Genomic DNA, 24,171 nt, shown 5'->3' with positions numbered 1-24,171 from the left:
CTCAACGGGAGCGCCCATCCCTCGTACAAGGAGTCCTTTCATGAGCCTCAAGCATCTCATCGGCGGCCAGCTGGTCGACGGTGGCAGCCGTCGCGCACCCGTCTACAACCCCTCCACGGGTGCAGTGATCCGCGAAGTGCCCTTGGCCGATGCGGCCACTCTGCAGCAGGCCGTCGACGCCGCCCAGGCCGCCTTTCCCGCCTGGCGCAACACCCCACCGGCCAAGCGCGCCCAGGTGCTGTTCCGCTTCAAGCAGCTGCTGGAGAGCAACGAAGAGCGCTTGGTGCAGCTGATCAGCGAAGAGCACGGTAAAACCCTGGAAGACGCCGCCGGCGAATTGCGCCGTGGCATCGAGAACGTTGAATACGCCACTGCCGCACCCGAGCTGCTCAAGGGCGAATACAACCGCAACGCCGGTCCGAGCATCGACACCTGGTCCGACTTCCAGCCCCTGGGCGTGGTAGCCGGCATCACCCCCTTCAACTTCCCGGCCATGGTGCCGCTGTGGATGTATCCGCTGGCCATCGCCTGCGGCAACACCTTCATCCTCAAGCCCAGCGAGCGTGATCCCAGCTCTACCCTGGCCATCGCCCAGCTGTTCGAGGAAGCTGGCCTGCCCAAGGGCGTGTTGAACGTGGTGCATGGCGACAAGGAAGCCGTGGACGGCCTGATCGACGCCCCCGAGGTCAAGGCACTGAGCTTCGTCGGCTCCACCCCCATCGCCGAATACATCTATGCCCGCGGCACGGCCAAGGGCAAGCGCGTCCAGGCCCTGGGCGGCGCCAAGAACCACGCGGTGGTCATGCCCGATGCCGACCTCGGTAATACCGTCAATGCCTTGATGGGCGCCGCCTACGGCTCCTGCGGCGAACGCTGCATGGCCATCTCGGTGGCGGTCTGCGTCGGTGACCAGGTCGCCGATGCCCTGATCGCCCGACTGGTGCCAGAGATCGAGAAGCTCAAGGTTGGCCCCGGCACCCAGTGCGGCCTGGACATGGGCCCACTGGTGACCGGCGCGCATTTGGACAAGGTCACCGGCTACGTCGTCGATGGCGTCGCCGCTGGCGCCAAGCTGGTGGTGGACGGCCGCAGCCTCAAGGTCGCCGATCACGAAGAAGGCTTCTTCCTCGGTGGCTGCCTGTTCGATCAGGTCACCCCGGAGATGCGCATCTACAAGGAAGAGATCTTCGGACCGGTGCTCTGCGTGGTGCGGGTCAAGAGCCTGGAAGAGGGCATCGCCCTGATCAATGCCCACGAATACGGCAATGGCACCTGCATCTTCACCCGCGACGGCGAAGCGGCGCGGCTGTTCGCCGATCAGATCGAAGTGGGCATGGTTGGCATCAACGTGCCGTTGCCAGTGCCGGTGGCCTACCACAGCTTCGGCGGCTGGAAGAGATCGCTGTTCGGCGACCTCCACGCCTATGGCCCCGACGGTGTGCGCTTCTACACCCGTCGCAAGACCATCACCCAGCGTTGGCCGCAACGTGAGACCCAGGAGGCTTCGCAGTTCGCCTTCCCCAGCAACGGTTGAGCCTGTTTAAAGGCTGCTGCGCGTCGGCCAAACGGCGTTGAAAATGCCCTGGGTCGCCAGCCCGGTCCGCTTCCTCAGGCATTTTCGCCTTGTTTGTCTCTAGCTCGCGAGCCTTTAAATAAGCTCGGAAAGGCTCATTCCTTGGCCTGCCGCACAGCGGGCCGGCCAGGGAAGGCTTTACCCTTCGGCTGCCCTCCATTGCCGAAGCTTCCATGCCTGCCCCTACCTTCACAGCCGTCGCCCGTCTCGGGTGTGTGATTGGCCTCCTGCTCGCGAGTCTGACCGGCTGTAGCAGCCAGTCCGCTCAGGACATTGCCCGGCAATTCGGCAAGACCCGCCCCAGCGAATTCCTGCAGACCAGCTCCGACCGCATGGCTACCCTCGCCATGCAGGCCAATCTGCAGAGTCTCTACCGGCTGATGAACAAGCTCTACCTGCGCAATCCGGCCGAATGGAAGAAGACTGGGCTGCCCGATGCCGCCAGCGCCGAGCGCGAGATCCGCATGGCCATCGAGCAGCAGCGCAGCCTGCCGGCACTGGGCGGACGCAAGGACGTGGCGGCCCTGAGCTACGTGCTGGGTGACGATTACCAGGGTGACCGCGTCGGTGCTTTCATCTATGCCATCGGCAGCATGATCATCGCCGCCCACGGCAATCGCACCGAGTTCTACATCACCGATGTGGTGAATGCGCGCTTCGTCAACAACGCGGCCCGCAACATCGAGAAGGCCACCTGGCTGCTCGGCCAGCGCAAGAACGCCGAGGGCGAACCGCTGCTGTTCGCCAACGAGATCTCGGAGGAGGGCAGCAACCTCAGCTTCGCCACCGAGTTCGGCAAGATCGTCGCTCGCCTGGACCTGCTCGCCCAGTTGCTGGACGAGCGCTATCGGCGCATCGGCGTCAACTACGCCCAGAGCCTGCTGTTCATCAACTTCCTGCCGGTGCAGTAGCGATCACAGCGGCTTGGTCAGTTCCTTGGCGCGGTCATAGGCCTTGGAGAAGCCCTTGAGCGACAGGCTTTCGCTGGCGGTCTCGCCGTTGGCGACCGGGGTGGTCACGGTCAGGCGCCCACCGCGCTGCAGCTGCTTGAAGACGTCACCGACGAATTCCACCGGCACCACGCAGCCCTGGGGGATGCAGGTATGGAAGGGCCGATTCTCCAGGCTGCGCTTGTCGATCTGCAGCGAGATCGGCTTGGTCACCGCCACGCCGAAGGGCAGCACCAGGATGCCGTCCACGCCTTCGCGATTGGGGCGCAGCTCGGTGACCAGCATGCGCTGGCCCTTGGCGCTGTCCTTCTGCTGGGTGATGGCGCACAGCTGCACGGAACGGTCCGCATTACGGGCGATGCGGCAGATCACCTGCCAGTCGCCATACTTCTCCGTGACCGACGGCTGGGGTTCCTGGGCGTTGGCAGGCGCCGACTGGGCGAAGGCCTGGCCGGCGAGCAGCAGGGGCGCGAGGAACAGGGCCGGGCGGAGAAAGCGCTGAGACATGGAGAGTCCTTGGCAGAAGGAAAAGAGCTTCAAGGGTAGGCCATCGCTCCGCCAGGGAACACCCCGGCACGACGATCAGACCTTTTTGACGAACTCGGATTTGAGCTTCATCGCACCTATGCCCTCGATCTTGCAGTCGATGTCGTGATCGCCATCGACCAGGCGGATGTTCTTGACCTTGGTGCCGACCTTGACCACCAGGGACGAGCCCTTGACCTTGAGATCCTTGATCACGCTGACGGTGTCGCCGTCCTGCAGGGTATTGCCGACCGCATCGCGGATCACCTTGGCTTCATCCGTGGCGCCAGTGTCACCGGGCGTCCATTCGTGGGCGCACTCCGGACAGATCAGCTGAGCGCCGTCGGCGTAGGTGTATTCGGAAGCACAGAGGGGGCAGGGCGGCAGAGCGGTCATGGCGAAGGACACCTGGCTGGAAAAGCCGCGCATTGTATAGGGTTTTAGCCGCACCTGGGTGTCTGTGAGGCCGTTGCACTAGGCGGCCAGCTGCACCTCGACCACGGTGCCATTGTCATTGCGATAGCGGGCTTCGCCGCCGAGCTGTTCGGCCAGGCTGTTGATGATCTTGAAGCCCAGGCGCTGGCTGGTGCGCGGATTGAACTGCTGCGGCATGCCCCGACCATTGTCGGCGATGCGCAACAGCAGTCGCTGATCGTCGTCGCGTTGCAGGCTGATGCTGATCAACCCACGCTGGCTGGCGTCAAAGGCGTGCTTGAGGGAGTTGGTCACCACCTCGGCCACCAGCATCGACAGGGTGGTCAGGCGGGGAAGGTCGAAATTTAGCGGCTCGGCAGTGATGGCGCAGGAGACGTTGGCCTGTCCCGCGGCGGCCAGCAGGTCATTGGTCAGCAGCTGCAGGTGATGGGCCACTGGCTGCGCGGCGTCGGCCGGATCGTGCAGTCGCCGGTGGATGCGCGAAATGCTCTCCAGTCGCGAACGCGCCTCTTCCAGGGCTTGGGACGCCTGGCTGTCGCCGGGCAACTTGAGTTGCTGCAGCATGAGCAACGAGGCGATGAACTGGATGTTGTTGGCTACCCGGTGCTGCAACTCCTGGAACATCGTCGTCTGGACGTCGTAGAGGTCGTGGATCACCTGCTGCTCGGCGCGCAGTCGGGCGCTTGCTCTATGCATGTAGTGGATCAGGGCGATGTCCACCCCGACGATGACCACGTAGAAGGCCAGGGCCAGAAAGCCCTGGGCGCCGACATCGAAGGTCCAGCCCGGAGGAATGAAGAAGTACCAGGCGGCCAACCCGGACAGCACGGCGCACAGGGTGCCGGCGCGGCTGCCGCAGAAGAAGGTGGTCAGGATGACGGCGGGAAAGAAGGTGAGGTAGGGAAAGCCCTGCAGCAGGACGTCCACCAGGGCGAAGCGTGCCGCCAGGGCCAGGGCGAACGCCAGCAGCGCGAGGCCGTAGGCCAGTACCGGGCGAGCGCGGATCCTGCTGCTGAGATCGCTGATCCAATGACGACGAGACGACGGATCCAAGGCTCTAACCTGTGGGGTAGACAACGGCGGCGCAAGCTTAACGCATAGCGGTCTCGCTTAGGGGGATGAGCGCACCAAAGGTGGCTTTGCCCGGTCCGACGGCGGCAGCCTGTACAAGAGTTGGACCGCCTCGGCCGTTTCCCCCGCTCGTTAATCGGTCAGGTATGTTTCTTGTACAACAGTGCCCTTGGTCGTACAGCTCAGGACGCTAGTGGATTGCTATGGTCAAACGATTGCAACCTTTCAATCACAGGATCCGCTCATGAATCGCCAGCGTGTGCTAGTCGCCGAGGATGAGCCTGTTCTGCGCGAGCTGTTGCAGGAACTCTTCGAAGGCTGGGGTTATCAGGTGTATGCCTTTGGCAGCGCGGATGCCGCCTGCGCCTTCTTGCAGGAAGCGCAGCCCAAGCTGGATCTGCTCTTTACCGATGTGCGGATGCCGGGTCTTCTGAGTGGTGTGGATCTGGCACTCCAGGCGCGTGGCCGTCAGGCCCACCTGCCCATCGTCATCACCTCGGGCTATTGCGACGACAACCCTGCTCGCGCGGCGCGGGCGACCTTTCTGCCCAAACCCTGGGATCTGGAGGCGTTGCACCGCAGTTGCCCAGCGCCCGGTGCTCAAATGAATCCTGTCTAAGCACTCGACAGCTGTGGCGCTGACCAAATCGCGCCCATGAAAAAGCCCGTAGCGGTCGCCCGCTACGGGCTTTTTCAGATTTTGGCTCCGCGACCTGGACTCGAACCAGGGACCCAATGATTAACAGTCATTTGCTCTACCGACTGAGCTATCGCGGAACAACGGGGCGTATCTTACTGATAGATAACGGGAAGTCAAGCCTCGGTGGCACCAGAAAAACGGGCCGCCGAACGCTCGTCGTCAGCCCTGCAATACCGCGGCGATGGCCTGGATGGTGGGCGGCAGATTGCGCTCGTTCAACGCGGCCACACAGATGCGTCCGGTACTGACCGCATAGATGCCGAATTCGCTCTTCAGCCGCTCGACCTGCTCGGCGGTGAGGCCGGAGTAGGAGAACATGCCGCGCTGGGCGTTGACGAAGGCGAAGTCGCGGGTAGCGCCAGCCGCGGCCAAGCCTTCCACCAGGGCGTTGCGCATGGTGCGAATGCGCTGGCGCATTTCCCCCAGCTCGGCTTCCCACAGGGCGCGCAGCTCGGGATTGCTCAGCACGCTGGCGACGATGGTGGCGCCATGGGTCGGCGGGTTGGAGTAGTTGGTGCGAATGACCCGTTTGATCTGGGACAGCACCCGGGCGCTTTCCTCGCGGCTTTCGCTGACCAGGGTCAAGGCGCCGACCCGCTCGCCGTACAGGGAGAAGGACTTGGAGAAGGAGCTGGAGACCAGGAAGGTCAGACCGGAATCGGCGAACAGGCGTACGGCCTGGGCGTCTTCCTCGATGCCGTCGCCAAAGCCCTGGTAGGCGATGTCGAGGAAGGGCACCAGGTTGCGAGCCTTGACCACGTCCAGCACCGCTTGCCAATCGGCCGGTTGCAGATCCACGCCGGTGGGGTTGTGGCAGCAGGCGTGCAGCACTACCACTGAGCGCTCCGGCAATGCCTGGAGGTCGGCCAGGAAACCGGCGCGGTTCAGGCCATTGCTGGCGGCGTCGTAGTAGCGATAGTTCTGCACGGGAAAACCGGCGCCCTCGAACAGCGCGCGGTGGTTTTCCCAGCTCGGGTCACTGATGGCGACCACGGCATCCGGCAGCAGCCGCTTGAGGAAGTCGGCACCGATCTTCAAGGCGCCGGTGCCGCCGACGGCCTGGACGGTGATGGCGCGACCTTCGCGCACCAGGCTCGACTCGGCGCCGAACAGCAGGTGCTGCACGGCTTGGTCGTAGGCGGCGATGCCCTCGATGGGCAGGTAGCCACGCGGCGCCTGAGCGGCCACGCGCTGGCGCTCGGCCTCGGCCACGGCGCGCAGCAGCGGAATGCGGCCCTGCTCGTCGTAGTAGACCCCCACGCCCAGATTGACCTTGTGCGGACGGGCGTCGGCGTTATAGGCCTCGTTCAGGCCAAGGATGGGGTCGCGGGGTGCCATTTCGACGGCGGAGAACAAACTCATGGGGCAGGGGCTCGAATGAGGGGTGAAGGGAAGGGCGGAACGCTTAGGAACCAGGAGTATAGCCCCCTGCAGGCACCATCGCGACCCGACCTCGGTAGGAGATTTCCTGACGTGCGGCGCTGCGGGCGGATTGCAAAGGGGCGCATGCGACCTCATCTAGGGGCTTCCAGCTTTTTCCTCGCCCACACCGCCCTGGCCTTGCGTCAGCGCGGTGGTGTCCGTGCATTTCCGCGCTACTGAGGCAGCCATGTCCGCATTCCAGCTCTCCACCCGCTACACCCCGGCCGGCGACCAGCCCGAAGCCATTCGCCAGATGGTGGAAGGCCTGGAGGCGGGCCTGTCGCATCAGACCCTGCTCGGCGTGACCGGCTCGGGCAAGACCTTCAGCATCGCCAACGTCATCGCCCAGGTGCAGCGCCCGACCATGGTGCTGGCGCCGAACAAGACCCTGGCCGCCCAGCTCTATGGCGAATTCAAGGCCTTCTTCCCGAACAACTCGGTGGAGTACTTCGTCTCCTACTACGACTACTACCAGCCGGAAGCCTATGTGCCCTCGTCGGACACCTTCATCGAGAAGGACTCGTCCATCAACGATCACATCGAGCAGATGCGCCTGTCCGCCACCAAGGCCTTGCTGGAGCGCAAGGACGCCATCATCGTCGCCTCGGTATCCTCCATCTACGGCCTGGGCAGTCCCGAGGCCTACCTGAAGATGGTCTTGCACCTGGATCGCGGCGACCGCATCGACCAGCGCACCATCCTGCGCCGGCTGGCCGAGTTGCAGTACAGCCGCAACGACATGGAATTCGCCCGCGCCACCTTCCGGGTACGCGGCGACGTCATCGACATCTTCCCCGCGGAATCCGATCTGGAAGCGGTGCGCATCGAGCTGTTCGACGACGAGGTGGAGAGTCTGTCGGCCTTCGATCCGCTGACCGGCGAAGTGATCCGCAAGTTGCCGCGCTTCACCTTCTATCCCAAGACCCACTACGCCACGCCGCGCGAAACCCTGCTGGGCGCCATCGAGAACATCAAGCTGGAGCTCGCCGACCGCCTCGAATGGCTGCGCAGCCAGAATCGTCTGCTCGAAGCCCAGCGGCTGGAGCAGCGCACTCGCTTCGACCTGGAGATGATCCTCGAACTGGGCTATTGCAACGGCATCGAGAACTACAGCCGCTACCTGTCTGGGCGTGGTCCGGGCGAGCCGCCCCCCACCCTCTATGACTATCTGCCGAGCAATGCCCTGCTGGTAATCGACGAATCCCACGTCACCGTTCCGCAGATCGGCGCCATGTTCAAGGGCGACCGCTCGCGCAAGGAAACCCTGGTGGAATACGGCTTCCGCCTGCCCTCGGCGCTGGACAACCGGCCGCTCAAGTTCGAGGAGTGGGAAGCCGGTGCGCCCCAGACCATCTTCGTCTCGGCGACCCCCGGTCCCTATGAGGAAGAACACGCCGGCCGCGTGGTCGAGCAGGTGGTGCGACCTACCGGCCTGGTCGACCCCATCATCGAGATCCGCCCGGCCACCACCCAGGTGGACGATCTGCTCTCCGAGATCCGCCTGCGCGTGGCCCAGGAGGAGCGGGTGCTTTGTACCACCCTGACCAAGCGCATGGCCGAGGACCTCACCGACTACCTGGCCGACCACGACGTACGGGTGCGCTACCTGCACTCGGACATCGACACCGTGGAGCGGGTGGAGATCATCCGCGACCTGCGCCTGGGCACCTTCGACGTCCTGGTGGGCATCAACCTCTTGCGCGAAGGCCTGGACATGCCCGAGGTCTCCCTGGTGGCGGTGCTCGACGCCGACAAGGAAGGCTTCCTGCGTTCCGAGCGCTCGCTGATCCAGACCATTGGCCGGGCGGCACGTAACCTCAACGGCAAGGCCATCCTCTATGCTGACAACATGACCGGCTCCATGCAGCGGGCCATCGACGAGACCGAACGCCGGCGCAACAAGCAGCTAGCCTTCAACGAAGAGCACGGCATCGTGCCCCAGGGCATCAAGAAGGACATTCGCGACATCATGGAAGGCGCCGCGGCCCCGGGTGCCAAGGGCAAGCGGCGCGTGGCCAAGGCCGCCGAGGATCAGGGTGAGTACGCCGCCGAACTGCGCTCGCCGAGCGAGATCGGCAAGCGCATCCGTCAGCTCGAAGAAAAGATGCTGCAACTGGCGCGCGACCTGCAGTTCGAGTCCGCTGCCCAGCTGCGTGACGAGATCCAGGCGCTGCGCGAGCGCCTGGTCCAGGTGTAAGCCTGCTCCAACTGGCAGCGCCGACCCCGGCGCTGCTACCATTCCGCCTTTGTCCCTTCGCGTTTTTCGAGAAAGCCGATGACTACCGTTCGCACGCGCATCGCGCCGTCGCCCACCGGCGACCCGCATGTCGGTACCGCCTATATCGCCCTGTTCAACCTCTGCTTCGCCCGTCAGCACGGGGGGCAGTTCATTCTGCGCATCGAGGATACCGACCAGGTCCGTTCGACCCGCGAATCCGAACAACAGATCTACGATGCTCTGCGCTGGCTGGGCATCGAGTGGGACGAGGGCCCGGACGTCGGTGGCCCCCATGGCCCCTATCGGCAGAGCGAACGCGGTGAGATCTACTGGAAGTACGCTCGTGAGCTGGTGGAGAAGGGCCATGCCTTCTACTGCTTCGCCACGCCCGAAGAACTCGACCAGATGCGTGCCGAGCAGCAGGCGCGCGGCGAGACCCCGCGCTACGACGGTCGCGGCCTGCGCCTGAGCCAGGACGAGGTGCAACAGCGCCTGGACGCCGGCCAGCCCTATGTGATCCGCATGAAGGTGCCGGAGGAGGGCGTCTGCGTCGTTCCCGACCTGCTGCGTGGTGATGTCGAGATCCCCTGGGATCGCATGGACATGCAGGTGCTGATGAAGGCCGACGGCCTGCCCACCTATTTCCTGGCCAACGTGGTCGACGACCACCTGATGGGCATCACCCACGTCCTGCGTGGCGAGGAGTGGCTGCCCTCGGCGCCCAAGCTGATCAAGCTCTACGAGTACTTCGGCTGGGAACAGCCCCAACTCTGCTACATGCCGCTGCTGCGCAATCCGGACAAGAGCAAGCTTTCCAAGCGCAAGAATCCCACCTCGGTGACCTTCTACCAGCGCATGGGCTACCTGCCCGAGGCCATGCTCAACTACCTCGGCCGCATGGGCTGGTCCATGCCCGACGAGCGCGAGAAGTTCACCCTAGACGAGATGGTCGAGCATTTCGACCTCCAGCGCGTGTCCCTGGGCGGTCCGATCTTCGACGTCGAGAAGCTCTCTTGGCTCAACGGCCAGTGGCTGCGCGAGCTGAGCCCCGAGCGCTTCGCCGCCGAGGTGCAGCAATGGGCGCTCAATCCCGAGTACCTGCTCAAGATCGCCCCCCTGGTGCAGCAGCGCGTCGAGACCTTCAGCCAGATCGCCCCACTGGCCGGCTTCTTCTTCAGTGGCGCCCTGAATCTGGATCCGGCGCTGTTCCAGCACAAGAAGCTGTCCGCCGACCAGGTCCGCCTGGTCATGCAGCTGCTGCTGTGGAAGCTCGAAGCCCTGCGCCAGTGGGACAAGGAGCGCATCACCGCGGTGATCCAGGCCGTCGCCGAGCACCAGCAGCTCAAGCTGCGCGACGTCATGCCGCTGCTGTTCGCCGCCATCACCGGCCAGGCCAGTTCGGTCTCGGTGCTGGATGCCATGGAAATCCTCGGGCCGGACCTCACCCGCTTCCGCCTGCGCCAGGCGGTCGAGTTGCTGGGTGCGCCTTCCAAGAAGGAAACCAAGGAGTGGGAGAAGCTGCTGGCCGAACTCGGCTAACCGGCTTCCGGCCGACCCGCCCTGGGGTCGGCCTCTCGCTTGCGCCAGGACGGACCCATGACCTCCCAGCGGCACACTGTGCCGGAACACGTGCTGGCCTTGCTCAACGCGACGCGGATGATCGCCCTGGCGGTCAATCTCCATCGCCAGGCCGGATTGCCGACCGGCGCGCGATCCTCGATCTGACCCTGACGATCAACCCGTGACCGGGTCGTTACAGCGCCATCAGCGAGGGGCTTTCCGTCGCGCAGGCGCAACTTCGATTGGTCCGCGACCCGCCTTGGCTTTAAGATGGCGCCCATTTTCGGCGGCCCGACCGTCGTCATCGCAAGTTGAAGAGGTCTCCATGAGCTGCGATTTCCTGGCACAAGCCCTTCCCGGCGTACAGAAACTTTCGCCCTACGTGCCCGGCAAGCCCGTCGATGAACTGGCCCGCGAGCTGGGTATGGCGCCGGCCAGCATCGTCAAGCTCGCCAGCAACGAGAACCCCCTCGGGCCCAGCGCCAAGGCCCTCGACGCCATCCGCGCCGAACTGGCCGAGCTGACCCGCTATCCCGATGGCAACGCCTTCGACCTCAAGCAGGCCCTGAGCGAGCGTTTCGGCGTGGCCGCCACTGGCATCACCCTGGGCAACGGCTCCAACGACATCCTCGAACTGGTCGCCCGCGCCTACCTGGCACCCGGCTACAACGCCGTGTTCAGCGAGCATGCCTTCGCCGTCTATCCCCTGGTGACCCTGGCCATCGGTGCGGAAGGCCGTAGCGTCCTGGCCAAGGACTACGGGCATGACCTCGAGGCCATGCTCGCCGCCGTCGATGCCGACACCCGGGTGGTCTTCGTCGCCAACCCCAACAATCCCACCGGCACCTGGTTCGACAGCGAGGCCCTGGCGCGCTTCCTCGCCCGCGTACCCGAGCACGTCCTGGTGGTACTGGACGAGGCCTACATCGAATACGCCGAAGGTGATGAACTGCCGGACGGCCTGGCGTTCCTGGCCCAGTATCCCAACCTCATCGTCTCGCGGACCTTTTCCAAGGCCTATGGCCTGGCTGCCCTGCGCGTCGGCTATGCCTTCTCCTCGCCGACCGTGGCCGATGTCCTCAACCGGGTGCGCCAGCCGTTCAACGTCAACAGCCTGGCCCAGGCGGCGGCCTGTGCGGCTTTGGCCGATAGCGATTACCTGGCCCGCAGCCGCGCCCTCAACGATGCCGGCATGGCCCAGCTGGAAGCCGGTTTCCGCGATCTCGACCTCAAGTGGATCCCCTCCCGCGGCAATTTCATTGCCGTGGACCTGGGGCGCGAGGCCGCGCCGATCAACCAGGGGCTGCTGCAGGAGGGCGTCATCGTGCGGCCCGTCGCCGGCTATGGCATGCCTACCTTCCTGCGCGTCTCCATCGGCACCGAAGCGGAAAATGCTCGTTTCCTGGCGGCGCTGAGCAAGGTCCTGGGTCGTGGCTGAAGTGGCCACCCCCCTGATCGAACGTCTCGTCGTTGTCGGCCTGGGCCTGATCGGCGGCTCCTTCGCCAAGGGCGCCCGCGCCAGCGGCCTCTGCCGTGAGGTGGTCGGGGTCGACCGGGATCCGGAGACTCGCCGGCTGGCGGTCGAACTGGGCGTCGTCGACCGCTGCGTCGCCGAGCTGGCCGAGGCCTGCCCGGGTGCCGACGTCATCCAGCTCGCCGTACCGATTCTCGCCATGGAGCGGGTGCTGGCCGATCTTGCGGCCCTGCCACTGCAGGGCGCCATCCTCACCGACGTCGGCAGCGCCAAGGGCAATGTGGTACGCGCTGCGCGGCGGGCCTTCGCCGGCCAGTCGCTGCGCTTCGTGCCGGGTCATCCCATCGCCGGCTCCGAGCGCAGTGGCGTCACGGCGGCCAATGCGGCGCTGTTCAATCGCCACAAGGTCATCCTGACGCCCCTGGAAGAAACCCTGCCGACCGATCTGGACAAGGTCGATCGGCTCTGGCGCGCCATAGGGGCCGATGTCGAGCACATGACCGTCGAGCACCACGACCAGGTTCTCGCCGCCACCAGCCATCTGCCCCATCTACTTGCCTTCAATCTGGTGGACTCCCTGGCCAAGCGCAGCGAGAACCGCGAAATCTTCCACTACGCCGCTGGTGGCTTTCGCGATTTCACCCGCATCGCCGGCAGCGATCCGACCATGTGGCACGACATCTTCATCGCCAACCGCGAAGCCGTGCTGCAGGCGCTGGACACCTATCGCACCGATCTCGACGAACTGCGCGGCGCCATCCAGGCCGGCGATGGTCAGTTCCTCATGGAGGTGCTGACCCATGCGCGCGGCGCGCGCGAATACTTCGGGCGCATCCTCGCCAGTCGTACCCAGGCTGGCGCCCAGGTCGCCGCCCATCATTCTCTTACGGAGGGGCACTCATGAGCAGTACCGCACCCGTCATCACCCTCGATGGTCCCGGCGGTTCGGGGAAAGGCACCCTCGCGGCGCTGGTCGCCCGGCAGCTCGGCTGGAATCTGCTGGATTCCGGCGCGCTCTATCGCCTGCTGGCCTTCGCTGCGCGCAACCATGGCGTGGACTACACCAACGAGGAGTCGCTCAAGCTGCTGGCGGCCCATCTGGACGTCCAGTTCCTCGCCGGCCATGAACACGGCCAGCGCATCATTCTCGAAGGCGAGGACGTCACCGATGTCATCCGGACCGAGGAAGTCGGCGCCGGTGCCTCCCAGGTCGCCACCCTGCCGGCCGTGCGCGATGCCCTGCTGCAGCGCCAGCAGGCGTTCCGCGAAGCGCCCGGTCTGGTCGCCGACGGTCGCGACATGGGCACCGTGGTGTTCCCGGACGCCGAGCTGAAGATCTTTCTGACCGCCGGTGCCGAGGAACGGGCACAGAGGCGTTATCTTCAGTTGAAGCAGAAGGGCGAAAATGTTAGCTTGCCTGCCCTCCTGGAAGAGATCCGTGAGCGGGACGCCCGCGATAGTCAGCGTAGCGTTGCTCCGCTCAAGCCGGCCGACGATGCCGTCGAGCTGGATTCCACGCATCTCTCCATACAACAGGTATTGGAACGCATCCTGACCCTGGCCGCCGAACGCGACCTGGCGGGATGAAGGCCGAGACTCATCCGAGTCGTCGGTGAAAGCTGCCGGGAACCAGTCGCATCCCGGCAGCCGGATGGTAACCACTCACCCCGCATGGGCTGGTCATGCGGTAGCCGGATACATCGGGTATCCATACAACAGGTATAAACATGAGCGAAAGCTTCGCAGAACTCTTTGAAGAAAGTCTGAAATCCCTCGACATGCAGCCGGGCGCCATCATCGTCGGCACCGTGGTGTCGATCGATGGCGACTGGGTTGTGGTCGATACCGGCCTGAAATCCGAAGGCCTGGTTCCGCTCGAGCAGTTCTACAACGAACAAGGCGAGCTGACCATCAACGTGGGTGACGAAGTCCACGTAGCCCTGGATGCCGTCGAAGACGGTTTCGGCGAAACCAAAGTGTCTCGCGAAAAGGCCAAGCGCGCCGAGTCCTGGCTGGTCCTGGAAGCCGCGTTCAGCGCCGACGAAGTGGTCAAGGGTGTCATCAACGGCAAGGTCAAGGGCGGTTTCACCGTCGACGTCAGCGGCATCCGCGCGTTCCTGCCGGGCTCCCTGGTCGATGTCCGTCCGGTGCGTGACACCACTCACCTGGAAGGCAAGGAACTCGAGTTCAAGGTCATCAAGCTGGACCAGAAGCGCAACAACGTTGTCGTTTCCCGTCGTAGCGTCCTGGAAGCCGAGAACAGCGCCGAGCGTGAAGCTCTGCTGGAATCCCTGCAGGAAGGCCAGCAAGTCAAGGGTATCGTCAAGAACCTCACCGACTACGGTGCGTTCGTCGACCTGGGCGGCGTAGACGGCCTGCTGCACATCACCGACATGGCCTGGAAGCGTATCAAGCATCCGTCGGAAATCGTCAATGTCGGCGACGAGATCGACGTCAAGGTGCTGAAGTTCGACCGCGAGCGCAACCGCGTCTCCCTGGGTCTGAAGCAGCTGGGCGAAGATCCGTGGGTCGCCATCAAGGCCCGTTACCCGGAAGGCACCCGCGTTCAGGCGCGCGTCACCAACCTCACCGACTACGGCTGCTTCGCCGAGCTGGAAGAGGGCGTGGAAGGCCTGGTGCACGTTTCCGAAATGGATTGGACCAACAAGAACATCCACCCGTCCAAGGTCGTTCAGGTCGGCGACGAAGTGGAAGTCATGGTTCTGGATATCGACGAAGAGCGTCGTCGTATCTCCCTGGGCATCAAGCAGTGCCGCGCTAACCCGTGGGAAGAGTTCTCGGGTCAGTTCAACAAGGGCGACCGCATCTCCGGCACCATCAAGTCGATCACCGATTTCGGTATCTTCATTGGTCTGGAAGGCGGCATCGATGGCCTGGTACACCTGTCCGACATCTCCTGGAACGAAACCGGCGAAGAAGCCGTGCGTCGCTTCAAGAAGGGTGACGAGCTGGACACTGTGATCCTGTCCGTTGATCCGGAGCGCGAGCGCATCTCCCTGGGCATCAAGCAGCTGGAAGACGATCCGTTCTCCAACTACGCCTCCCTGAACGAGAAAGGCACCATCGTGCGCGGTACCGTCAAGGAAGTCGATGCCAAGGGCGCTGTCATCACCCTGGGCAACGAGATCGAAGGCGTCTTGAAGGCGTCCGAAATCAGCCGTGATCGCGTTGAAGACGCCCGTAACGTGCTGAAGGAAGGCGACGAAGTCGAAGCCAAGATCATCAGCATCGATCGCAAGAGCCGCGTGATCAGCCTCTCCGTCAAGTCCAAGGACGTCGACGACGAGAAGGAAGCCATGAGCTCCCTGCGTAGCAAGCAAGAGCCTGCTGCTGGCCCCACCACCATCGGCGACCTGATCAAGGCGCAGATGGAAAGCCAGAACTAAGTTCGAGCTTGAATAAAAGGCGGCCCTTCGGGGTCGCTTTTTTTTGTCTGGAAGAAAGCGGGCAGGGTGGTCACGACCCGTAAAAAGTTGTGGAGGCCAAAGCCGCCAGCTTGACTTTTCAAAAATCGGCCAGCGTGCTAAAAGTCCTTGAAGGTGATCTAGCCGCTTGATAACGAAGGAAAAATCCATGACCAAGTCGGAGTTGATCGAGCGCATCGTTTCCTATCAGGGGCAGCTGTCGTCCAGGGACGTCGAGCTGGCGATCAAGACCATGCTGGAGCAGATGGCCCAGGCGCTTTCCACCGGGGACCGTATCGAGATCCGAGGTTTCGGCAGCTTCTCTCTGCACTATCGGGCTCCGCGTACCGGGCGCAATCCCAAGACTGGCGAGTCGGTCTTGCTGGACGGCAAGTTCGTTCCGCACTTCAAGCCGGGTAAGGAGTTGAGGGACAGGGTCAACGAGCTGGAGCCATAAAGCCGTCGCTGGTTTCCCGCCTTTTCTTCGTCTCTCGCCAAAGTTTTGATTTTCCTGTCTTTTTTGCTTTCCTCAAAGCTGTCAAAAAAGCGTTATCGATAAGGTCTTTATCGGTATTTTGACGTTTACAAAAAAAGTCAAGACGTTTTGATATTTTTGTAGACGGGTTCCGATTTTTGTATGAGACTTCCTTCACATAAGGTCTTGGGTGACCTCGTAGTCCACGCCGAGTGAGGAAGTTGTCATGCGCCACTATCTTTTCATCTGGATCGGTATCGCCGCCTGCTTCACCAGCATGCACTTCGGCCACCCTTTCCTGGCAGTAGCCGCTCTGGCCGGTAGCTGGATGGTTGCGCTGTTCCTGCAGCCCGCTCAGCGTGTCGAGAGCTTCTCGCGTCACTATGTCGCCCAGCCGGCCGCGCGCTTCCAGGCCGTTGAAGTCCAGACTTCCGCCAAGACCTTCTAAGGTTCTTAAGTTTTTTCGGCCCGCCGCGCTCAGGTTCGGCGGGCTTTTTTATGCCTGCGTTTTGCGTCGCTAGGCCCCTGCGGGGCAATGTCTTACCATAAGCGCCCTTTCCTGGCTGACTGCACGGCGCAACACCTTGATGGAACGCAAGATTCTGGTGACAGGGGCGGGGGGCTTCGTTGGCGCGGCCCTGGTCCGGCAACTACAGGCCAAGGGCTATTCGGTGGTCGCGGCGCAACGTCAGGTGGCAGCTGCCTCCGACGACGGCAAGGTCACTCCGGTGATTCGCGAGTTGTCCGCCGCTACCGATTGGTCCGCGCCTCTGACAGGGGTGGATACCGTCATCCACCTCGCCGCCCGCGTCCACCAATTGGGCGAGCAGCCCGGCGCAGCCAGCGAGGCGCGCTACGACGAGGTGAATCGGGCGGCAACTCTCAAGTTGGCCCGGGATGCCCAGGCTGCCGGCGTCCGTCGCTTCATCTTCGTCAGCAGCATCAAGGTCAATGGTGACTGGACCCTTCCCGGCAAGCCCTTTCGCGCTGACGATCTTCCCGCACCCACCGATGCCTACGCGCGTTCCAAGGCCGCTGCCGAACAGCAGCTGTTGGCGCTGATGGCCGAGACCGGGCTGGAAGTGGTCATCGTGCGTCCACCGCTGATCTACGGGCTTGGGGTAAAGGCCAATGTGGCCCGCCTGCTGGACACCCTGGCGCGGGGAGTGCCGCTTCCTTTGGGAGGCATTCGGCACAACAGGCGTAGCCTGCTCGCATTGGAGAATCTGCTCGATCTGTTGATCCTGTGCATCGCGGAGCCCAAGGCAGCAGGTGCCATCCTGCTGGTCAGCGACGATGACGATCTTTCCACCGCCGAGTTGCTCGAAGCCCTCGGTGAAGGCCTGGGCCGGAAACCCCGGCTGATCGCCGTTCCGTCTGCCTGGCTCGAATGGGGCGCCAGATTGCTGGGGCGGAGTGCGGTGGCGCAGCGTCTCTGTGGGTCGCTGCAGGTCGACATCCAGCCCACCAAGGCCTTGCTGGGCTGGCAGCCCCCGCTGTCGGCACGCGCCGCCTTGCGTGCGCTGGGCGCGCAACGGGTCGGTGCGGAGGGCCGGAAATGATGCTGCTCCTATTGCTCCTATTGCTCCTGGCCGGCGGCTGCAGCTGGCTAGGCACGGCGGCGCTCCGCCGCTATGCCCTGTCCGGTGGCCTGCTGGATGAACCCAATGCCCGCAGTTCGCACCAGGTTCCGACCCCGCGCGGTGGCGGTCTGGCGATCGTCGTGGTGTTCGTGCTCGGCTGTGTGGTGCTGCAGCTGCTGGGGCAACTCGATGCGGCTTCTTCCGGGGTACTGATCGGGGCGGGATTGCTGGTGGCGGTGCTCGGCTTCGTCGACGATCATCGGCACGTGGGCGCCGGCTGGCGTCTGCTGGGTCACTTCCTGGCGGCGGTCGCTGTCCTGCTGTGGCTGGGCGGCTATGGCGCGCTTCCTGCGCAGCTGTCCGCTGTTCTGGGGCTGCCCGGCTGGCTGGTGATGCCCCTTGGCGTCCTCTATCTGGTCTGGATGCTGAATCTCTACAACTTCATGGACGGCATCGATGGTATCGCCGGCGTCGAGGCGCTCGTCGTCTGTCTGGGCATGGCGCTGATCTATGCCATGACCGGCCATGGCGCCTTGCTGGGCGCACCGCTGCTGCTGGCGGCGGCCGTGGGTGGCTTCCTATGCTGGAATTTTCCGCCCGCGCGCATCTTCATGGGCGATGTCGGCAGTGGTTTTCTCGGTCTGATCCTCGGCATGCTGTCGTTGCAGGCGGCACTGGCCGACCTGGCGCTGTTCTGGGCCTGGCTGATCCTGCTCGGCGTCTTCGTAGTGGATGCGACCTGGACCCTGTTGCGGCGGCTGAGCCGGGGCAAGAAGCCCTATGAAGCCCACCGCACCCACGCCTACCAGTGGGCGTCGCGCCGGCACGGGGCCCATCGCCCGGTGACCCTGGCGGTGCTCGCCATCAACCTGTTCTGGTTGCTGCCTATCGCTTTGCTGGTGGGGCTGGGGCTTTTAAGTGCCATACTGGGGCTCTTGCTTGCCTATGGGCCTTTGCTTTGCCTGGCCCTTCGATACCATGCTGGGACCGATGAGGTAGCCATGGCTGCGCAGTCCACCGGATTCAGGGATTAGGGACACTGACATGTTGCGTGACCACCTGGTCAAGCTGAACCGGCGTACAAAACGAGTCATTCAGGTCGCGGTCGACCTGTTGCTGATCTGGCTCTCGCTCTGGTTGGCCTTCTATCTGCGCCTGGGTTCCGTGCAGATGATCGAGCCCTTCAGCGGGCATGCCTGGCTGTTCATCACTGCGCCGGCCATCGCCATTCCCCTGTTCATCCGCTTCGGCATGTACCGCGCGGTCATGCGCTACCTAGGCAACGACGCTCTGATCGCCATCGCCAAGGCGGTGACGTTGTCGACGCTGCTGCTATCGGTAGTCATTTACTGGTATCGCGATCTACCCGAGATCGTCCCGCGTTCGATGATCTTCAACTACTGGATCGTCAGCCTGATCCTGATCGGCGGCCTGCGTCTCGCGCTGCGCCAGTACTTCCTGGGCGACTGGTATCGCGCTATCACAGTGCCCTTCATCAAGCAGCCGGACGAGTTGCCCCGTGTCGCCATCTACGGCGCCGGCTCGGCGGGCAACCAACTGGTCGCGGCGCTGCGCATGGGCCGGGCCATGCGTCCGGTAGCTTTCATCGACGATGACAAGAGCATCGCCAATCGCATCATCGCCGGGCTCAAGGTCTACACTCCCAAACACATCCAGCAGATGATCGACGAGACGGGCGCCGAGGAGATCCTCTTGGCGATACCCTCCGCTACGCGTGCACGCCGGCGCGAAGTACTTGGGCTGCTGGAACCCTATCCGCTGCACGTCAGAACCGTGCCGCGGATCAGCGACCTGGCCTGCGGCAAGGTGCAGGTAGACGATCTCCAGGAGGTCGACATCGCCGATTTGCTGGGTCGGGATCCCGTTACCCCCCGGCCCGAACTCTTCGCGCGCTGCATCACCGGTCAGGTGGTCATGGTGACCGGGGCAGGGGGCTCCATCGGCTCCGAGCTGTGCCGGCAGATCATCGGCCAGAAGCCGCGCACCCTGATCCTGCTCGACCATGCCGAATTCAATCTCTACAGCATCCACCGCGAGCTGGAGGCCTATATCCAGCGCGAAGCCCTGCCGGTCACCCTGGTGCCGGTGCTGGGTTCCATCCGCAACGCGCCGCTGCTCCTGCAGGTGATGCGACACTGGAAGGTCGCCACGCTTTACCACGCGGCCGCCTACAAGCACGTGCCCATGGTCGAGCACAACATCGCCGAGGGTTTCGGCAACAACGTGCTGGGTACCCTCAATGCCGCCCAGGCGGCCATCCAGGCCGGCGTGACCAGCTTCGTGTTGATCTCCACCGACAAGGCGGTACGGCCTACCAACATCATGGGCAGTACCAAGCGCCTGGCCGAGATGATCCTGCAGGCGCTCAGCCGTGAAGCGGCGCCTGTGCTGCATGGTCAGGCCGACGGCATCCACCAGGTCAATCGCACCCGCTTCACCATGGTGAGATTCGGCAACGTGCTAGGTTCGTCCGGTTCGGTCATCCCGCTGTTCCGGACCCAGATCCGCAAGGGCGGGCCGGTCACCGTCACCCATCCCAAGATCACGCGCTTCTTCATGACCATCACCGAGGCCGCCCAACTGGTCATCCAGGCGGGCGCCATGGGCGAGGGGGGAGATGTCTTCGTGCTCGACATGGGCGAGCCGGTGCGCATCGTCGAACTGGCCGAGCAGATGATCAAGCTGTCGGGCCTGAGCGTACGCTCGCCCACCAATCCCCATGGTGATGTCGCCATCGAGTTCACCGGGCTGCGACCCGGTGAAAAGCTCTATGAAGAGTTGCTCATCGGTGACGATGTCAGTCCGACCTCCCATCCGAAGATCATGCGCGCCAGTGAAGATTTCCTGGCCTGGGATGCCTTTCGCACCGCCCTCGTCGAGCTCAATCGCGCGATCGAGGCGGGTGATTACCTTCGCGTCCGGCAGCTGTTGCGCGACACCGTCGCCGGCTATTCGCCAGAGGGAGACATCGTCGACTGGCTGCACGGCAAGAGATCCATCGAGTGATCCCGTCCACGCTTTCCCTCGGCCTGGATTTGAAGCCGAGCACAGAAGCGGCAGCCTCCCAGCGCTAGGCTGAACTTTCTTTTCCTGCCACTGTTTAACTCAGGTCTTTGGGTGCATGGCTGTGGCTGTGACCCGAGCCAGGGATGGCTGCGCCGTCCTCCGATGTCTCGTCCGCAGCGCCGGGCGCGATGATGTACAAATCGATATAGGCAGGATTCAGGATGAAGGTACTGGTAACAGGTGGCGCGGGTTTCATTGGTTCCGCCGTGGTACGTTTTCTTATCAACGAAACCCAATGCAAGGTTGCCAACGTCGACAAGCTGACGTACGCCGGTAACGTGGACTCCCTGGCCGAAGTCGCCGACTCCGACCGCTACGAATTCCACCAGGTGGACATCTGCGACTTCGCCGCCCTGCAGCAGGTCTTCGTGTCCTTCCAGCCCGATGTCGTCATGCACCTGGCTGCCGAGTCCCACGTGGACCGCTCCATCGAGGGCCCTGCCGCCTTCATCCAGACCAATGTGGTCGGCACCGGTGTCATCCTGGAAGTGACCCGCGCCTACTGGAACGAGTTGGCGCCGGAAGCCAAGGCCGCCTTCCGTTTCCACCACATCTCCACCGACGAGGTCTACGGCGACCTGCACGGTACCGATGACCTCTTCACCGAGACCACCCCCTATGCGCCGAGTTCGCCCTATTCGGCCAGCAAGGCCGGCAGCGACCACCTGGTGCGTGCCTGGGGCCGGACCTACGGTCTGCCGGTGCTGGTGACCAACTGCTCGAACAACTACGGCCCCTATCACTTCCCCGAGAAGCTGATTCCCCACGTCATCCTCAATGCCATCCACGGCAAGCCGCTGCCGGTCTATGGCGACGGCTCCCAGGTGCGTGACTGGCTGTTCGTCGAAGACCATGCTCGCGCCCTCTACACCGTGGTGACTCAGGGCGAGATCGGTGAGACCTACAACATTGGCGGTCACAACGAGAAGCGCAACCTGCAGGTCGTCGAGACCATCTGCGACCTGCTCGAAGAGCTGGCTCCGCAGAAGCCCGAAGGCGTCGAGCGCTATCGCGACCTGATCACCTTCGTCAAGGACCGTCCCGGTCACGACATGAGATACGCCATCGACGCCAGCAAGATCGGTCGCGAACTGGGCTGGACGCCGGAAGAGACCTTCGAGACCGGCATGCGCAAGACCGTAACCTGGTACCTGAATAATCGTGAGTGGTGGCAGCGGGTACTGTCCGGCGCCTATCGCCTCGAACGTCTCGGCGACGCCGTTTAACGATCCTATCGCGGGCACGCCTGCAGGCGTGTCCGACCGACAGCAACAGTCAATTTTCAGAGGACGATTGCCATGAGCAAATACAAGGGAATTCTGCTGGCCGGTGGCTCCGGTACCCGTTTGCACCCCATTACCCTGGGCGTGTCCAAACAGTCGCTGCCGATCTACGACAAGCCCATGATCTACTATCCGCTGTCCGTGCTGATGCTGGCCGGTATTCAGGAAGTCCTGATCATCTCGACGCCGGCCGACCTGCCCGGCTTCCAGCGCATGCTCGGTGACGGCAGCCACTTCGGCATGCAGCTGAGCTATGCCGAGCAGCCCAGTCCGGACGGCCTGGCTCAGGCCTTCATCATCGGTCGCGAATTCGTCGGCGATGACAACGTCTGTCTGGTCCTGGGCGACAACATCTTCTACGGTCAGCGCTTCAGCGAGACGCTGCTCAAGGCGGCGAGCGTGGAGAAGGGCGCCACCGTCTTCGGCTACTACGTGGCCGACCCCGAGCGTTTCGGTGTGGTCGAGTTCGACGAGCAGGGCAAGGCCCTGAGCATCGAAGAGAAGCCCAAGAAGCCGAAATCCAACTACGCCGTCACCGGTCTGTATTTCTACGACAACGACGTGCTGGACATCGCTGCCAACATCAAGCCGTCGCCCCGCGGCGAGCTGGAAATCACCGACGTCAACAACGAGTACCTGCGCCGTGGCTCGCTGAACGTTTCCCTGCTGGGTCGTGGTTTCGCCTGGCTGGATACCGGTACCCACGATGCCCTGCTGGAAGCCGGCCACTTCGTTCAGACCATCGAGAAACGCCAGGGCCTGAAGGTCGCCTGCCTCGAAGAGATCGCCTTCCAGAAAGGCTGGATCACCTGCGAGCAGATGGCATTGCAGGCCGAAGCCCTGAGCAAGACCGGCTACGGCCAGTACCTGGCCCGTTTGTGCAAGGAGCAGGACTGATGCAGGTCTTCGACACTGCGATCCCGGACGTCAAGCTGATCGAACCCAAGGTCTTCGGTGACGACCGCGGCTTCTTCCTGGAGTCCTTCCAGGCGGAGCGCTATGCCCAGCAGGCGGGGATCACCCTGGCCTTCGTCCAGGACAACCACTCGCGTTCCGCCCGCAATGTGCTGCGCGGTCTGCATTTCCAGCGCAGCAAGCCGCAAGGCAAGCTGGTGCGCGTCGTGCGCGGCGAGGTGCTGGACGTGGCCGTCGACATCCGTCGCGGTTCGTCGACCTTCGGCAACGTGGTCGCCGAGATCCTCTCGGAAGACAACAAGCGCCAGCTCTGGATACCGCCGGGCCTCGCCCACGGCTTCGTGGTGCTATCGGAAACCGCTGATTTTGAATACAAGTGCACAGATTATTACGATCCCTCTGATGAAGGGTCTTTGATCTGGAATGATCCGGATCTGAATATCGACTGGCGGGTAACGGATCCCATCCTGTCCGCCAAAGATGCACAAGGTCTTCGATTGGCGGAGCTGTATAGATGAAGATACTGGTTACCGGCGCGAACGGTCAGGTCGGACGTTGTCTGACCGATCGGCTTCAGCGTTCAGAACTGGCATGGGAGGCCCATGGACGTGCCACTCTGGATATCGCTGACGAAGGCTCGGTAACCAGCCATCTCGAGCGATTCGCGCCGGACGTCGTGATCAATGCGGCCGCCTACACGGCGGTCGACAAGGCCGAGCAGGAGCCGGAGATCGCCGCCCGTGGCAATATCGAAGGTCCCGCAGTTCTGGCCCAGGCCTGCGGCGCTGCCGGTATCGCGCTGCTGCATCTGTCCACCGACTATGTCTTCGACGGTACGGCGACCGAGCCCTACCAGGTCGAGGATCCAGTCAGCCCCTCCGGGGTCTACGGCATGACCAAGCTGGAAGGGGAGAATCGGGTGTTCTCCGCTTGCCCGCGCTCGGTGGTGCTGAGAACAGCCTGGGTATTCAGCGAACACTGCAACAACTTTCTCAAGACCATGCTGCGACTTGCCGCCGATCGCGACGAGTTGCGCGTGGTCAGCGATCAGGTGGGTTGCCCGACCTATGCTGGCCATATCGCCGACGCCCTGTTGCAGATCGCCGTCCAGGCTAAGGCTCAGCCCGAGCAGGTGGCCTACGGGCTCTATCACTTCGGTGGCGACAGCGGCCTGAGCTGGTGCGACTTCGCGCGCTACATCATCGATGCCGGCCAGGAGCTGGGCATGCTGGAGCGTGCGCCGCTGATCACTGGCATCGCCACCTCCGAGTTTCCCACCCTGGCCAAGCGCCCAGCCTATTCCATGCTGGATTCCAGCGCCCTGGAGCAGCATTTCGCTATCCCGCCCAGCGACTGGCGCCAGGGTGTGCGCCAGACCCTGCTGGCGCTCAGGACCGAGCGCGCCCAGGCACGGTCGCTGGTGAGTTGACCGCCTGATCCTTTGCGTTAAGCTCCTCGAATCAAACAGCGGAACA

Annotated in this window: 22 protein-coding genes, 1 tRNA gene and 1 pseudogene; 19 read left to right on the top strand and 5 right to left on the bottom strand. The window is 63.5% G+C overall.

Annotated features, from left to right (window positions below; genetic code table 11):
• Nucleotides 1–40: 40 nt before the first annotated feature.
• Nucleotides 41–1,534 carry a CoA-acylating methylmalonate-semialdehyde dehydrogenase gene (locus tag FEZ61_RS14980; RefSeq protein ID WP_173149260.1) on the top strand — a complete coding sequence of 498 codons (1,494 nt, stop codon included), beginning with the start codon at nt 41–43 and terminating at the stop codon, nt 1,532–1,534.
• 212 nt (nt 1,535–1,746) lie between these two features.
• A complete protein-coding gene (locus FEZ61_RS14975) occupies nt 1,747–2,484 on the top strand; it encodes a hypothetical protein (protein WP_051226183.1) in 738 nt (245 codons plus the stop codon).
• 3 nt (nt 2,485–2,487) lie between these two features.
• Here FEZ61_RS14975 and FEZ61_RS14970 read toward each other — a convergent pair whose 3' ends face one another.
• The 3 genes from FEZ61_RS14970 to FEZ61_RS14960 all read right to left on the bottom strand — a co-directional run bounded on the left by FEZ61_RS14970 (nt 2,488) and on the right by FEZ61_RS14960 (nt 4,536).
• Nucleotides 2,488–3,030, bottom strand: coding sequence for an invasion associated locus B family protein (locus tag FEZ61_RS14970; RefSeq protein WP_144959500.1), 543 nt, complete (start codon nt 3,028–3,030; stop codon nt 2,488–2,490).
• Nucleotides 3,031–3,105: 75 nt separating this feature from the next.
• Nucleotides 3,106–3,444: a zinc ribbon domain-containing protein YjdM gene (locus tag FEZ61_RS14965; RefSeq protein ID WP_026083960.1), complete on the bottom strand. Its 339-nt coding sequence runs from the start codon at nt 3,442–3,444 to the stop codon at nt 3,106–3,108.
• Between the two features lie 78 nt (nt 3,445–3,522).
• Nucleotides 3,523–4,536: a DUF4118 domain-containing protein gene (locus FEZ61_RS14960; protein WP_064308339.1), complete on the bottom strand. Its 1,014-nt coding sequence runs from the start codon at nt 4,534–4,536 to the stop codon at nt 3,523–3,525.
• Between the two features lie 262 nt (nt 4,537–4,798).
• Here FEZ61_RS14960 and FEZ61_RS14955 point away from each other — a divergent pair, with 262 nt between their 5' ends.
• Nucleotides 4,799–5,173 carry a response regulator gene (locus FEZ61_RS14955; protein WP_017642052.1) on the top strand — a complete coding sequence of 125 codons (375 nt, stop codon included), beginning with the start codon at nt 4,799–4,801 and terminating at the stop codon, nt 5,171–5,173.
• Between the two features lie 82 nt (nt 5,174–5,255).
• On the opposite strand, the gene FEZ61_RS14950 is transcribed toward FEZ61_RS14955, so the two are convergent.
• Nucleotides 5,256–5,331 (bottom strand) — tRNA-Asn (locus FEZ61_RS14950).
• 82 nt (nt 5,332–5,413) lie between these two features.
• On the bottom strand, nt 5,414–6,616 hold the full coding sequence (locus FEZ61_RS14945) for an amino acid aminotransferase (RefSeq protein ID WP_017642053.1): 1,203 nt from the start codon (nt 6,614–6,616) through the stop codon (nt 5,414–5,416).
• Nucleotides 6,617–6,863: 247 nt separating this feature from the next.
• On the opposite strand from FEZ61_RS14945, the gene uvrB reads away from it, so the two are divergent.
• From uvrB to rfbD, 16 genes and pseudogenes are all read left to right on the top strand, one after another.
• Entirely contained in the window at nt 6,864–8,873 is a 2,010-nt protein-coding gene (gene uvrB / locus FEZ61_RS14940; RefSeq protein ID WP_093254813.1) for an excinuclease ABC subunit UvrB, read from the top strand.
• 78 nt (nt 8,874–8,951) lie between these two features.
• Nucleotides 8,952–10,433, top strand: a complete 1,482-nt coding sequence (gene gltX, locus FEZ61_RS14935; protein WP_017642055.1) for a glutamate--tRNA ligase — start codon at nt 8,952–8,954, stop codon at nt 10,431–10,433.
• Between the two features lie 57 nt (nt 10,434–10,490).
• The gene (locus FEZ61_RS24630) at nt 10,491–10,619 is read left to right on the top strand and encodes a hypothetical protein (protein WP_017642056.1); all 129 of its coding nucleotides are present in this window, start codon (nt 10,491–10,493) and stop codon (nt 10,617–10,619) included.
• A 160-nt stretch (nt 10,620–10,779) separates the two neighbouring features.
• Nucleotides 10,780–11,892: a histidinol-phosphate transaminase gene (hisC, locus tag FEZ61_RS14930; RefSeq protein ID WP_017642057.1), complete on the top strand. Its 1,113-nt coding sequence runs from the start codon at nt 10,780–10,782 to the stop codon at nt 11,890–11,892.
• Nucleotides 11,885–12,781 (top strand): annotated as a pseudogene (locus tag FEZ61_RS14925) (prephenate dehydrogenase/arogenate dehydrogenase family protein); the annotation flags it as partial. The gene hisC and the pseudogene FEZ61_RS14925, both read left to right, overlap by 8 nt.
• 47 nt (nt 12,782–12,828) lie before the next feature.
• Entirely contained in the window at nt 12,829–13,515 is a 687-nt protein-coding gene (gene cmk / locus FEZ61_RS14920) for a (d)CMP kinase (RefSeq protein WP_007160398.1), read from the top strand.
• Nucleotides 13,516–13,655: 140 nt separating this feature from the next.
• On the top strand, nt 13,656–15,335 hold the full coding sequence (rpsA, locus tag FEZ61_RS14915; protein WP_059315566.1) for a 30S ribosomal protein S1: 1,680 nt from the start codon (nt 13,656–13,658) through the stop codon (nt 15,333–15,335).
• A gap of 187 nt (nt 15,336–15,522) precedes the next feature.
• Nucleotides 15,523–15,810, top strand: a complete 288-nt coding sequence (gene ihfB, locus FEZ61_RS14910) for an integration host factor subunit beta (protein ID WP_007160396.1) — start codon at nt 15,523–15,525, stop codon at nt 15,808–15,810.
• Nucleotides 15,811–16,054: 244 nt separating this feature from the next.
• The gene (locus FEZ61_RS14905) at nt 16,055–16,276 is read left to right on the top strand and encodes a hypothetical protein (protein WP_017642060.1); all 222 of its coding nucleotides are present in this window, start codon (nt 16,055–16,057) and stop codon (nt 16,274–16,276) included.
• A gap of 139 nt (nt 16,277–16,415) precedes the next feature.
• On the top strand, nt 16,416–17,390 hold the full coding sequence (locus FEZ61_RS14900; RefSeq protein ID WP_017642061.1) for an NAD-dependent epimerase/dehydratase family protein: 975 nt from the start codon (nt 16,416–16,418) through the stop codon (nt 17,388–17,390).
• Nucleotides 17,390–18,445, top strand: coding sequence for a glycosyltransferase family 4 protein (locus FEZ61_RS14895; RefSeq protein ID WP_026083961.1), 1,056 nt, complete (start codon nt 17,390–17,392; stop codon nt 18,443–18,445). Before FEZ61_RS14900 ends, FEZ61_RS14895 begins: the two co-directional genes overlap by 1 nt.
• Before the next feature lie 10 nt (nt 18,446–18,455).
• Nucleotides 18,456–20,438 carry a nucleoside-diphosphate sugar epimerase/dehydratase gene (locus FEZ61_RS14890; protein WP_017642063.1) on the top strand — a complete coding sequence of 661 codons (1,983 nt, stop codon included), beginning with the start codon at nt 18,456–18,458 and terminating at the stop codon, nt 20,436–20,438.
• 221 nt (nt 20,439–20,659) lie between these two features.
• Entirely contained in the window at nt 20,660–21,724 is a 1,065-nt protein-coding gene (gene rfbB, locus FEZ61_RS14885; protein WP_017642064.1) for a dTDP-glucose 4,6-dehydratase, read from the top strand.
• A gap of 72 nt (nt 21,725–21,796) precedes the next feature.
• Complete coding sequence (gene rfbA / locus FEZ61_RS14880) at nt 21,797–22,678, top strand: glucose-1-phosphate thymidylyltransferase RfbA (RefSeq protein ID WP_007160390.1); 882 nt, start codon at nt 21,797–21,799, stop codon at nt 22,676–22,678.
• Nucleotides 22,678–23,214 (top strand): dTDP-4-dehydrorhamnose 3,5-epimerase, encoded by a 537-nt coding sequence (gene rfbC / locus FEZ61_RS14875; RefSeq protein ID WP_064308331.1) that lies wholly within the window; start codon nt 22,678–22,680, stop codon nt 23,212–23,214. The genes rfbA and rfbC overlap by 1 nt, the downstream gene beginning before the upstream one ends.
• Nucleotides 23,211–24,125, top strand: coding sequence for a dTDP-4-dehydrorhamnose reductase (gene rfbD / locus FEZ61_RS14870; protein WP_173149258.1), 915 nt, complete (start codon nt 23,211–23,213; stop codon nt 24,123–24,125). Before rfbC ends, rfbD begins: the two co-directional genes overlap by 4 nt.
• Nucleotides 24,126–24,171: the final 46 nt, after the last annotated feature.

The organism is Pseudomonas sp. MS15a(2019) (assembly GCF_013277805.1).
GTDB classification, from domain to species: Bacteria; Pseudomonadota; Gammaproteobacteria; order Pseudomonadales; family Pseudomonadaceae; genus Chryseomonas; species Chryseomonas benzopyrenica.
The sequence above is the reverse complement of the archived record's forward strand: the minus strand, read 5'-3'. Positions and strand labels throughout refer to the sequence as shown.